This is a genomic window from Brachybacterium sp. GCM10030252 (assembly GCF_042666535.1).
Lineage (GTDB): Bacteria > Actinomycetota > Actinomycetes > Actinomycetales > Dermabacteraceae > Brachybacterium.
The window spans coordinates 33106-45294 of record NZ_JBHTDM010000007.1; the positions used below are offsets into that span (position 1 = coordinate 33106).

10 protein-coding genes are annotated in these 12189 nt (G+C 72.2%); 4 read left to right on the forward strand and 6 right to left on the reverse strand.

Translation table 11 applies throughout. From position 1 onward, the window contains the following. The first annotated feature begins 35 nt into the window (after positions 1–35). The gene (locus ACFQRJ_RS06455) at positions 36–1448 is read left to right on the forward strand and encodes a TrkH family potassium uptake protein (RefSeq protein ID WP_377018165.1); all 1413 of its coding nucleotides are present in this window, start codon (positions 36–38) and stop codon (positions 1446–1448) included. A gap of 88 nt (positions 1449–1536) precedes the next feature. Continuing rightward, entirely contained in the window at positions 1537–2202 is a 666-nt protein-coding gene (locus ACFQRJ_RS06460; protein WP_377018166.1) for a potassium channel family protein, read from the forward strand. 207 nt (positions 2203–2409) lie between these two features. Here the strand turns inward: ACFQRJ_RS06460 and proC are convergent, their stop codons facing one another. After that, positions 2410–3276, reverse strand: a complete 867-nt coding sequence (gene proC / locus ACFQRJ_RS06465; RefSeq protein WP_377018167.1) for a pyrroline-5-carboxylate reductase — start codon at positions 3274–3276, stop codon at positions 2410–2412. A 69-nt stretch (positions 3277–3345) separates the two neighbouring features. Next, complete coding sequence (locus ACFQRJ_RS06470; RefSeq protein WP_377018168.1) at positions 3346–4299, reverse strand: DUF368 domain-containing protein; 954 nt, start codon at positions 4297–4299, stop codon at positions 3346–3348. 71 nt (positions 4300–4370) lie between these two features. Between ACFQRJ_RS06470 and ACFQRJ_RS06475 the strand changes: the two genes are divergently transcribed. Next, positions 4371–4829, forward strand: a complete 459-nt coding sequence (locus ACFQRJ_RS06475) for an AAA family ATPase (protein WP_377018427.1) — start codon at positions 4371–4373, stop codon at positions 4827–4829. 47 nt (positions 4830–4876) lie between these two features. On the opposite strand, the gene ACFQRJ_RS06480 is transcribed toward ACFQRJ_RS06475, so the two are convergent. The 3 genes from ACFQRJ_RS06480 to ACFQRJ_RS06490 all read right to left on the reverse strand — a co-directional run bounded on the left by ACFQRJ_RS06480 (position 4877) and on the right by ACFQRJ_RS06490 (position 10994). After that, entirely contained in the window at positions 4877–5086 is a 210-nt protein-coding gene (locus ACFQRJ_RS06480) for a hypothetical protein (RefSeq protein WP_377018169.1), read from the reverse strand. A 36-nt stretch (positions 5087–5122) separates the two neighbouring features. Continuing rightward, complete coding sequence (locus ACFQRJ_RS06485) at positions 5123–10018, reverse strand: hypothetical protein (protein ID WP_377018170.1); 4896 nt, start codon at positions 10016–10018, stop codon at positions 5123–5125. Positions 10019–10142: 124 nt separating this feature from the next. Continuing rightward, a complete protein-coding gene (locus tag ACFQRJ_RS06490; protein ID WP_377018171.1) occupies positions 10143–10994 on the reverse strand; it encodes a DeoR/GlpR family DNA-binding transcription regulator in 852 nt (283 codons plus the stop codon). A gap of 164 nt (positions 10995–11158) precedes the next feature. Between ACFQRJ_RS06490 and ACFQRJ_RS06495 the strand changes: the two genes are divergently transcribed. After that, positions 11159–11359, forward strand: a complete 201-nt coding sequence (locus ACFQRJ_RS06495; protein ID WP_377018172.1) for an antitoxin — start codon at positions 11159–11161, stop codon at positions 11357–11359. 152 nt (positions 11360–11511) lie between these two features. Here ACFQRJ_RS06495 and ACFQRJ_RS06500 read toward each other — a convergent pair whose 3' ends face one another. Beyond that, positions 11512–12168, reverse strand: a complete 657-nt coding sequence (locus ACFQRJ_RS06500) for a copper resistance protein CopC (RefSeq protein ID WP_377018173.1) — start codon at positions 12166–12168, stop codon at positions 11512–11514. Between the last annotated feature and the right edge of the window lie 21 nt (positions 12169–12189).

Consider the following 12189-nt stretch of genomic DNA (forward strand, 5'->3'; position numbering starts at 1 on the left):
CTGCGGCCGGCCGCACGATGACGAGACGGGGAGCGATGACCGGACGGCAGGCCAGAGCCGCGCTGCGGCGCGTGCTCGGACCGCTCGGAATCCCGGTCGACGACTGGTGGAAGCGCCTGGCTCCCCTGTTCAAGCTCACGCCGGCACGAGCCGCCCTCGGTGTGTTCACGCTGATGATCGCGCTGTTCACGGGCCTGCTGTCGCTGCCCGCCGCCTCCGCGGACGGCCAGCGCACCGCCTTCGTCGACGCCCTGTTCACCGCCACCTCGGCCATCTGCGTGACGGGCCTGGTCTCGGTGGACACCGGGTCGAACTGGTCGACGCTGGGCCTGAGCATCATCATCGTGGCGATGAAGATGGGCGGCCTGGGGCTGCTGACGCTGGCCTCGCTGCTGAGCCTGTCGGTGATGCATCGCCTCGGCCTCGCCCAGCGGATGATCACCGCGCAGGAGACCAGGGCCGAGCGCCTGGCGGAGGTCGGCGGGGTGCTGCGCATCATCGTGATCACCTCGACCGCCTTCGAGATCGCCACGTTCATCGCGCTGACCCCGTACATGATCCTCAACGATCACGGTGTCCGCGAGGCCCTGTTCCTGGGCCTGTTCTACGCCGTCAGCGCCTTCAACAACGCCGGTTTCGTGCCCGAGGCCCAAGGAGTCGGCCAGTACCTCGGGGACCCGTTCTTCTCGGTGCCGGTGGGCCTGGCCGTGCTGGCGGGCTCGCTCGGCTTCCCGGTGATCCTGGCGGTGGTCAAGAAGCTCCGCATCCCGCACATGTGGAGCCTGCACGCCAAGCTCACCCTGGCGACCACCGGTCTGCTGCTGGTGATCGGCTGGCTCGGCTTCCTGATCCTGGAGTGGACCAATCCCGCCACGCTGGGCGGCCAGCCGCTGGGCACCAAGATCCTCGCCTCCGGGTTCGCCTCGATCATGCCCCGTTCGGGCGGCTTCGCCACGTTGGACGTGGGGCAGATGACCGCCGAGTCCCACCTGCTGACCGAACTGCTGATGTTCATCGGCGGCGGCTCGGGATCCACCGCGGGCGGCATCCGCGTGACGACGTTCGCCCTGCTGGTGCTGTCGATCTGGGCGGAGCTGCGCGGCAATCCCGACGTCGAGGCGTTCGGCCGACGCATTCCCCAGGAGACCATCCGTCAGGCCATCGGCGTCCTGGTCCTCAGCGCCGCCGGGGTGTTCATGGCGACGTTCCTGCTGCTGCGGATGACCACGTTCACGCTGGACGAGTCACTGTTCGAGTCGCTGTCCGCCTTCGGCACGGTGGGCCTGTCCACCGGCATCACCTCGCAGCTGCCCACCGAGGCGAAGTACGTGATCATCGCGTGCATGTACGTGGGCCGTCTGGGGCCGACGACCCTCGGCGCCGCCCTCGCCCTGCGTCACCGCCGCCGGATGGTCCAGTTCCCCGAGGAGCGCCCGATCGTCGGCTGATCCCCGGCGGGCCCGTCCGCGGACCTCGTAGACTGTGCCCGCCCGGCCCGCGGACCCCGCGGTGACCTGCCGGGGACGAGGAGGAGACATGGCGCGCCGCGCACGCGATGAGGGAGTGCTGGTGATCGGCCTGGGCCGTTTCGGCGCCGCCATCGCCGTCACGCTGGAAGGGCTGGGAACCCAGGTCCTCGCGATCGACGAGCACGAGGACCTGGTCCAGAAGTACTCCGGCCAGCTCACCCATGTCGTCCGCGCCGACGCCACCCAGCCCGAGGTCCTCGACCAGGTGGGCGCCTCGGACTTCTCCGTCGCCGTAGTCGGCGTGGGCACCTCCATCGAATCCAGCGTGCTGATCGCCGCGAACCTGGTCGATCTCGGCAAGCCCATCATCTGGGCGAAGGCCATCTCCACAGCGCACGGCCGCATCCTCCAGCGCATCGGCGCCCACCACGTGGTCTATCCGGAGGCCGACGCCGGCAAGCGGGTCGCGCACCTGGTCAACGGGCGCCTGATGGACTTCATCGAGTTCGACGACGACTTCGCCATCGTCAAGATGCGGCCGCCGCGCGAGGTGCAGGGCAAGACCCTCGCCGAATCCGATATCCGGGCCACCTTCGGCGTGACCGTGGTGGGCGTGAAGTCCCCGGGCAAGGACTTCACCTACGCGGCGCCGGACACCATGGTGGACCCCCACGACCTGGTGATCGTCTCCGGGCACACGGATCTGATCGAGAAGTTCTCCAACCGGCCCTGAGCGCGGCGCCGGCCCCACCCTGCTGCGGCCCGGCCCAGCCTCAATGGTGACCGGGAGGGCCGTCGACTACTGGTCGAGGAGCGGGAACCGATGCCATATACGCCACGGCTCCCGCTCACACGCCAGTAGTCGACCGGAACGCCCGGCCCGGCGCCCTGGAACCGCCTGTCAGCCCCCGGTCATCGGCCCGGCGCCCGGGAACGCCGGTCAGTCGCCGGCCATCTGCCGGGAGTGGTCCGCGGCGGCGGCCATCGCACCGGCCACGCCCGCACGGACCCCGGCGCGTTCCATCGCGGCCAGGCCCTGGACGGTGGTCCCACCCGGAGAGCTGACCGCGTTCTTGGCCGCCGCCGGATGGGCACCGGTCTCGCTCAGCACGGTCGCGGCGCCGCGCACGGTCTGCTGGATCAGGGAGGCGGCCAGATCGCGCTTCAGGCCCAGGCGGACGGCCTCGTCGGTCATCGCCTCGATGATCAGGTAGGTGAAGGCGGGAAGGGACCCGGCGGCGCCGATGAAGGCATGCACCTGCTCCTCAGCGATGTCCACGGCGACGCCGGCGCGGGCGAACAGGGCGTGGACCAGGGCGTGCTGAGCGTCCTCGACGCTGGTGCCACGCATGAGGCCCACGGCGCCCTCCCCCACCGCGATCGGCGTGTTGGGCATCGCCCGCTCGACGGGCATACCGGCCGGGAGGGCGGCCTCCATAGCGGCGATCGTGACGCCGGCGGCCAGGGAGATCACCACGGCGCCGGCGGGCAGGGAGTCGCGGATCGCGGAGAGCAGATCCAGGACCTGGTACGGCTTGACCCCGAGGACGACGACATCGGCCCCCTCGAGCGCCTCGGAGCGGGAGGCGGCGGTGGCGCCGAGCTCCGCGGCGGCCCGCTCGCTGCTGGCGGAGGTCGAGTTGACGATCTGCAGATTCTCGGCGGCTACGCCCGCGCTGAGGAAGGCACGGGCGACGGCGCCGCCCATGTTGCCGGCTCCGATCAGCGCGATCCGCACGCCGGAGAGGTCCGGACCGGACTGCTCGGCAGAGGTGTGGGCGGCGGGGTGCGAGGAGGATGCAGTCATGACGACCAGGGTACGGCGGGTGCCCGAACAGGGAGGGCGCGAACGGCCTCCCGCCCCGTCGCCGCGGGCTCAGCTGTGCTCGGAGACGGTGCGCTTCTCCAGCAGGATCAGCAGCTGCACGGCGACCACACCGAGCACCGCCAGACCCAGCAGCGCGAGCCAGTCGGCGTCGGGCGCCTGCAGGGATCCGGCTTCGTCCTGCCACGGCCACAGGCTGCGCAGGGCGCCGACCATCAGCCCGGCGAGGACCACCATGGTGCTGCGGTGGTAGCGGGTCAGCACGCAGCGCAGCAGCTTGACCATCACCACCAGGCCCACGCAGGCCCACAGCCCGAACCAGGCGATGAAGCCGAGGTCCCGCTGGTCGACGGCCTGCAGCACGGGCTGGTAGAGCCCCAGGCTGAGCAGGATGAAGGAGCCCGACAGGCCGGGCAGCACGAGGGCGCTGACCGCGAGGGCGGCCGCGGGCGCGATGATCCACAGGCTCGGCTCGAGGGAGGCGGTGGGCAGCGAGGTCAGCGCGAACGCGATGACCGCCCCCACGGCGAAGCGGAGGTACTCCGCGCCCCGCCAGGCCCCGCCGGAGAGACGGACGGGAACCATGACCGAGCCGAGCACCAGTCCGAAGAACAGCGCACGCATGGTCTGCGGGAAGGTCTCGACCAGGTGTGAGACCGGGCCGGCCAGGGTCAGCACGGCGGCGCCCATGCCGATCAGCAGCGGGATCACGAGGATCCAGGAGACGGCCCGCAGCTCCCGGCGCATCGAGGTGAGGCGATCCGGGCCGGTGACCAGCCGGCGGGCGGCAGCGGTGACGTGGTGGCCGGAGTCGATCAGCTCGTCATAGATCCCGGTGACCAGGGCGACCGTTCCGCCGCTGACTCCGGGGATGGTCTCGACCAGACCGATGAGCGCTCCGCGCAGCAGGTTCCCCAGGGGGTTGCGGTGCTGCGGCAGAGCCGGCTCCCGGCCAGGCTCCGCCGAGGCGGCGTTCTCCGAGGGGGCAGAGGCGGGGTCCGTCATGGCCGCTAGCGTACGGGGCGGGTGCTGTGGGGACGTCTAAGGTCGGGATCATGCATCGTCGCGTTCATCTCATGTACGGATTGGCCGGATCCGGCAAGACCACGCTCGCCAGGCATCTGGAGGACACACTCCCGGCGGTCCGCTTCACGCTGGACGAGTGGATGCTGCGGCTGTATCCGAGTCTGGCCTTGGATGACCCCGCCTACGGCGAGAGTGCGGCCGAGGCCCGGAAGCTGATCTGGTCTGTCGCCGAGCAGGTTCTGCGTGCGGACATCCAGGTCGTGCTGGATTGGAACGCGTGGTCAGTATCCCACCGAAGTTGGGCGCTCGAACGCGCGGTACCAGAGCGCGCTGAGGTTGTGCTGCACCGACTGACCACGTCGCTCGAGGAGTCCACCCGGCGGGCACAGCAACGACGGGTCGACGGCGCGAGCTTCGTGCACCTCATCGATCGCGCCGGCAACGAGCATCTGGCGTCTCCGCTCGAGGAACCGTCCACGGATGAAGGACTGCAGATCGTGGAGCATTGAGCACTCGCCGGGACGACCGCCATGCGGCGACACCGCAGGTACGGACTTCACCGCCCGGGTCCCCAGTGGGGCGGGACGTCTCCGGCGATGCGGTGATCGTTGGATTCGTCGGCCCCGGGCTCCGGGGCCTCCTCGGCCAGGCGGTCCGGCACGATCGGGCGACGCTCCGGCTCGGACTCGCCGGGCTCGTCGTCCTCGGGCTCGTCCCAGGCGATGGGCTTGCCCGTCACCGAGGAGATCACGACCCGGCGGCTCATCGCTGTTCCTGCTGGCTCATCGCCGCTCCCGGTGGGTCATTGCCGTTCCTGGTAGCGGCGGATCGCGCTGGAGACCGACACGTCCAGCAGCACGGAGCGGTGCTCGAAGCCGAGGAAGCTGCGCACCTCGGTGGCCAGGTGCTCCTCGAGGCGGGCCCGGCCGTCGGAGCAGATGTACTCCACCACGGCGTCGAAATCCTCGCTGGAGTAGAAGGACAGCGGATGCCCGGCGGGGATCTGCGGGCGCGGCAGGCGATGGCGGATGGTGCCGACGCCGCTGGGCGAATCGGAGCGCTCCTCGGCCTGGACCAGTCGCAGGGCCCGGTCCACCGCGCGGCGGATGCGTTCGGCCTCCCCGTCGGGATCGATGAACAGCGCCCATGACCACACCCGCTCGGTCGCCCAGCCGGCGGCCTCGAGGCGTTCGGCGCGCAGACGGTCACGCTCGCGCTGGCTGGAGGTGGCCACGTAGCGGGCGCCGTCGGTGTCCACCGCGAGCAGGAGGCGGCCGGGCATCTCGGGGTGCCCCAGGGCGAGCTCGATGCGGTCCGAGGTCAGGCCGAAGTTGCTCTCGACCAGCAGTCCCAGTCGCCACAGACGGTCGGCGAGGTCGCGCACGAGTGCGTCGGTCTCCAGCTCGCGCGGGGCGGCGGGCTCCGCAGCCTCGTCGGCCTGCGCGCCCTGGTCGGCCTGGGCGGTCGCCTCGGCATCGGGACCGGGCGCTGCGTCCCCTGATGCATCAAGGTCCGTCACCGCCGCGGTGGTCGCCGTGCCGCCGGCCCGGTCATCCTCGACGCCCTGTTCGCCGACCGGCAAAGGATCGCTCGGTGAGGGAGCTCCCGCCTCCGCGGCATCGGCTGCGCTCGGCTGTATCTCCGTGTCGCCGCCACCCGCGGAATCAGCGGACTTCCGGGCCAGGGCCGCCTCGATGGCCGCGTCGAGGTCCTCGTCCGACAGTTCCGATTCGGGGCTGCTGCCGGATGTCTGAGCGGCCGATGCCGGCGAGGCGCCACGTGCGGCGGCGGTGTCCTCGGCGTCCTCGCCCGGGGCGGCCGGCGATCGGCGCGGTGCCTCGGTCTCCGGCGGGGCGCTGAGCTCCTCGCGCCCGGTCAGCGCCGCGACGTGGGGCAGCACGGGGACGTCGGGCCCGCCGCGCAGCACCCACAGCATCGCCCGCAGGTCGCGGGCGCCTTCGCTGCGCAGGCGGGTGTGGTCGAGGTCCTGGACGTCGATCGAGGAGACGACGGTGGTGCGGCCGCGGGCGCGGGTGATGACCGTGGCCAGGGCCTTGCGGCCGTCGGGCTCGGACAGGGGACCGAAGCGGTGCAGGAGCCGGCCGTGCGGCGTCTTGCCGAACCCGACCGAGACGATGATGTCGTCGCGCAGGATCGAGGTCGCCTGGGCGGCGGGCAGCACCGTGAACACCTCGCGGGCGCCGGGGTCGAAGTAGTCCCGCAGCGCGGGGATCACCGAGACCGTGTTCATGATGCGATCCATCAGGCGCCGGGCATGGTCCTCGGTGAACGTGAGCACCGCGAGGGAGCGCTCGGGACGGGTGCGGGCGTGCTCGATGACGAGGTCGGTCACGCGGCGCAGCTCGGCCTCGGTGCTCTCGACGTACTCCATGCCCTCGGTGACCGCGCCTCGGCCGTTCTCCACCCGCACCAGGCGGTCCTGCTCGGGGGCGATGGGGCTGGGCACGGCGACCACCTCGCCCACCAGGGCTCGGCGCTGGGCGAAGGTGCGCAGCCCGTCGGTGGCCGGGTGCTTGTCGCGCAGCAGCTCGACGTGCGGGGCGATGCGCAGCATGTCGTCCAGCAGGCTGGGAGCGCCGTCGCCGCCGTACTCGAGCGGATCGCCGACGACGACGGTCTGTTCGGCGCGGACGATCGAGGGCAGGGCGGCGGCGGTGGGCAGGCGGCCGCCGTCGGCCACGATCACCACGTCGAAGTGGCGGCCGCGCGGGATCACCTGCGGGACCAGGTACGGGGAGGCCAGCCAGGTGGGCCGGGCGGCGAAGAGGATGTCCTCGTATTTCGCGGCCAGGTCGCGGATCGAGACGGTCGAGGAGCGGGCCAGCTCCGCGATCGCCGCGCGGGAGGTGTCCGGGTAGGTCTTCATGGTCTCCACGCGGGCCTCGTCGGCCGCGGCGTGGACCCGTGCGGAGGCGCTGGCGAGGTATTCGGCATCCAGGCGCCGGAAGCGTTCGGCGACCTGCGAGAGCGAGGTGCCGTCGTACTGGGAGATGGTGGGCTCTGCCCCGGCGATCAGTTCCAGCACGGTGCGCCACCAGCACAGCTCCAGCTCCGCCTCGACCTGGTCGATCGGCACGCGCCGCATGCGGAGGTCCTCGACCAGCTCGCCGAGCCCGTCGAAGGACAGGCGCCGCAGCAGCTCGGTGCGGCGCGGCAGATTCTCGAGATCTGCACGGTCGCGGTGCAGCGCCTCGAAGCGGCGCTCGAGCTCGTCGAGGTCGGTGCGGGCGAGGTCGCTGCCGGCCTCCGTGCCATCCAGCAGCACCGCCAGCTCGTCGAGCACCTTCTGGGCGCGGTCCGCGGTGCGGTGCACGGCGGCGAGGTCCGGCGGGAGGGACGGCTTGGAGCTGGGGGCCGACGGGGACCGCCTGGGGCCCGCGGACGAGGCCGAGCCGGCGGGCGAGACGGCATCCGAGGGCGAGTCGGCGTCCGACGGCGACTGCGGGGCCGACGAGGCGGAGGCGGCAGCGCTCGATCCGCTGTCGGCCTCGCGCTCAGCCGTGACCCGCCGCCAGTCCTCGGCGACGCGGCGGGCCTCGGTGAGGTCGCGGTGGAGGTCCGGGGACAGGGAGGAGGGCCGCTGCAGGGAGGCGGCCTCCTTGCGCAGTCGGCGCCGCGTGCCCCACCCCATGGTCACGCCGTGCTCGATGCGCCAGGTCTTGTCGGCTGTCGCAGCTTCGAGATCGGCCAGCGGGGAGACGAACACCGCGGCCTGGAAGGTCGACAGCAGTGCCTGCACACGGTCCAGCAGGCTCAGCCGCTGGGTCAGCTGCCGGAGGCTGGTGGGCTCGGCGAGGCCGAGCTTCCCGCCGGTCACGTCGCACGCCTTGCGCAGCTGCGGCAGGATCTCCTCGCGCAGCACAGAGACGAGCTCCTCGGCGCGGGCGGCCTGCGTGTCCGAGCTGATGGGCGCGCCGTACCAGGCGGACTCCTCCGGCCCGCTGGAGAGGATCCCGACCTCTGCGGCCTCGCGCAGAGCAGCCGCGAAGCGATCACGGTCGGCGCCGACCATCTGGGCCGCGACATCGGCGCGCAGGCGCACCTGCGTGCGGGGCGCCGGACGCAGCCGGGTGAGGGCGGCGAGCGCGGAGATCGCGTCGTGGGCGGAGGCTCCCCACGGGTGCTGGATGCGATGCATCGCCTCCACGTGGCCGACCAGGGTCTCGCGCGTCTCGCCCAGTTCCGCCGGGGCGGTGTCACCGGCGCCCAGACCGTGGGAGCCGGCGCGTCGCAGGCTGCGCAGCAGCGCAGCGGAGGCGTTGCGCTGCAGCGACGGGTCCGGGGAGAGATCGAAGACGAGCTCCTCCAGCCCTCGCCCGCGCGCGAGCTGGACCAGCTGGGCCAGATTGCGGCGGCGCTGGGAGACCACCAGCACGCTGCGGCCGCGGGCGTTGAGCTCCTCGGCGAGGTCGACGACGAGGTCGAGGCTGCCGGTTCCCGGCGGTGTCGCCACAGCGAGGTCCTGGCCGGCGAGCACCCGAGCGAGCACCTTGCGATGGTCGGGGTCCACCGCCGCGACCAGTTCGTCCTCGGGGACTTCGGGAACGGCGTGATCCGCGGTGTCCGCGGTGCCTGAAGTGTCTGCGCGGCCGGCGTGGGCTGCTTCGTCGCCGTCACGCTCGCCCGGATCGGGGCGCACCACGGCCTGGGCCTCGGCGTCACCGGCGAGCGCGGCGATCAGCGGGGAGGACGACCAGTCGCTGCGATCGATGGCGAGGTCCTCGGCGACCGACCCGGCGGCGTCCATGAGATTGCCGACCACGAGAGCGTGGGTGACGCGGAAGCCGGGCAGCGGCTGGCCGAGGGAGCGGAAGGCGTCCAGCACCGGATTGGGGTCGAAGCCGTGCGTGCTGTCGGTGGTCGCCAACAGTGCGCGGGCGTCGACGGCGACGCCGGCCTCGCGCAGGGAGCGCAGCAGCACCGGGTTCAGGTCGGCGGTGGTGTCCACCTCGAGGTCGACGTCCTCGCGGGCGTTGCCGCGCAGGCGCAGGGTGATGGGGCGCACCAGGACGGGAGCGTGGATCGGCTCGGAGCCGTCCTCCGGGATCCAGGTGGCCTCTCCGATGCCGAGATGGCAGGTGGTCAGGCCCACCTCTTCCGCGTGGCGCTCGGCCACCTCGCGGATGGTCCGGGCGTGCGCACGGGCGTCGGCCAGGGCGCCGACCTCGCGGACCAGGGAGGACAGTCGGGTCGGGCCGCGACCGGCGAGCAGCTGGGCGAGGCCCGAGGGGTGGGAGTGGCTGAGGTCCAGGACGGTCGCACCGGCCCGGATCTGGGTCAGGAACGAGGGCGCGGTGACGCCGCCGGTGATCTGCTGGGCCCAACGGTCCAGGGCGTCGGCGACCAGGTCGTCCCGGCTGAGCGGACGATGCTCGCGCGGCGGAGCGGGCAGGTCGTCCTCGTCCTGCTCGGGCGCGATCCCGGCCCCGACCTCCTCGAGGTGCCGATCCACGACGATGTCCACGCCGCCGGTGCTCTCGGGCCTGTCCTGGGTGCTCGCCGATGCGGTGCGCTGGGAACGGCGGGAGGCGGCGGTCTCCGGCCGGTCGTCGCCGCTGCGGGCGGGCTTCGCGGCGGCCCGATGCTCGCGAGCCAGGGCCGACAGGGCGTCGTCGCGGGGATCCGCGTCCTGTGCCGTGCCGTCCGGGCGGTTCTTGCCGCGCAGGAGTCTCCACATGGTTGCTCACGCTACCGGGACAGGGGCCTCCGCTCGCGCAGGCGTGCCGGGCGCATCGCTGGTCCTGCTCACATCGGCCCGCGCCCCGGCATCGGCCGGCGGGTCCGGCCGGGCCCTGGCCGGTTCACACCTCGTGCAGCCGCACCGAGGCCTCGGCGAGATGGGCTCGCAGCTCGTCCGGGACCGGCCCGGCGATGATCAGGTCGGTCAGCACCGAGACCGGGCAGATGCCGGCGAGGGCGCGGTGGCCGATCTTGTCGGCCGTCGCAAGCCCCACGACCCGCCGGGAGTGGCCGATCATGATCCGGGTGACGCCGGCCTCCGAGTCGGAGTTGCAGGTCAGACCGGCATCGATGTCGAGCCCGACGGTGCCGACGAACATCGTGTCCAGCCACAGGTCCCGCATGGTCGCCGTGGCCAGCGGGCCCGTCAGCTCGAAGGAGTAGGGCTCGGCGACCCCGCCGAGGACGACGGTGCGCACGGAGGGCCGCAGCACCGCCTCGGTGGCGATGTTCAGCGCCGCGCAGACGACCGTCAGGCCCGGGCTGCCGTCCCGGGAGTCGATGTCGGGACGGGCGACGGCGCGGCGGGAGGTCGCCGTGGTGGTGCGCCCGCCGTTGAAGCCGATGATCTGACCCGGCTCGACCAGGGACGCGGCGAAGTCGGCCACCGCTTCGCGCTGCGCCGAGTTCTCGTCCGTGGCCCGGGGGACGGTGGCGAGAGAGTAGGCGACGTCGATCGCCACGATCCCGCCGTGGGTGCGACGCACGAGCTGGGCGCGCTCCATCTCCATGAAGTCGCGGCGCACCGTGGATTCGCTGATCCCGAGCTCGGCGGCGACCTCCGAGACGCTCAGCCGCTTGCTGGAGGCGAGCAGATTCAGCACGTGGTCCCAGCGGGCGGACCGGTCCTTGGGCAGCGGGGGACGCTCCGAGGGGGTGGAGGGTCCGTCCGCCGGCGAGCTGCGCAGATTCACGCATCCATTGTTGCTCACCTCGTCCCGGTGAGGGGGTTATTCGGGCAGAACCGGTCAGTTCGCGGCCAGTTTGAAGGTCACGTTTGAGTCACGCTTCACAGCGACGTAGGTTGACCGCGTCGCCCCGGATGTGGGGCGGTTCCGCGAACGAAAGGGTGACCATCATGGGTTTCGATGACGCGCTGAACAAGGCGAAGGACTTCGCCGGCGAGAACTCCGAGCAGGCCGAGCAGGGTATCGACGCGGCGGCCGAGCAGATCAAGGAGCGCACTCCGGATCAGTTCGACGAGCAGGTCGACAGCGGGGCCGACGCCGCCCGCGATCAGCTGGGCCTCGGCGGCGACGAGAACCAGGGCGGGAACTGATCACCGTCCCGTCGTGATCTAGGAGCCCCCGGTGCTGCGGCACCGGGGGCTCCTTCATGCGCGGGGGCCCGTGCGCGGGATCGAGACGTTCGCGGGCGGTATCACTCGGAGACGGGCGGCTCCTGCCCCGCTCCCGTCCGGCGCACGCCCCCTCAGGACCGCTTGCGCAGGGTGAAGAACGCCGCGATGGCCACGCCGACGACGGCGACACCGACGATCCCGAGCAGCCACGGCATCATCGACCCGTTCTGATCGGCGGGCTCCTCCTGGGATGCTGCGCTGGACTGCTCGGCCCCGCCGGCATCGCTCTGCGCGGCTCCTCCGGCGTCGCTGGACGCGGCTTCTCCCCCGTCGCTCGACTGGCCGCCACCGTCGCTGGCCGCGGGATCGGCGGCCGCGCCGGCGTCGGTGTCCTGCTCGACGGTGATGTCGAAGGTGCCCTCGATCGGGTGGCCGTCCGAGGAGACGACCCGCCACTCGACCGTGTACGTGCCGGCCGGCAGCGGCTCCTCGAGCTCCGCCGTCGCGGTCGGCCCCTCGACGCTCGGCGTGATCTCGCTCAGGGTCTCGCCGGACTCGTCGCTGATGCGGACGACGGGGCTCACCTCGAGCACGTCGGCGGAGAAGGTCAGCGTGATGTCATCGGGCGAGGCCTCCAGCGTGTCCCCGTCGGCCGGATCCGTGGAGATCAGCGTGTCGTGCGCGTGCGCCGGCGCGGGCAGCAGCGTGAGAGCCACTATCACGGCGGCGGCCAGCCCGATCAGCGCGGCGGGGACGGTGTGCAGGTCGCGGGATGCTCGAGAAATCACGGGAGCAGGCTACGCCTGAGC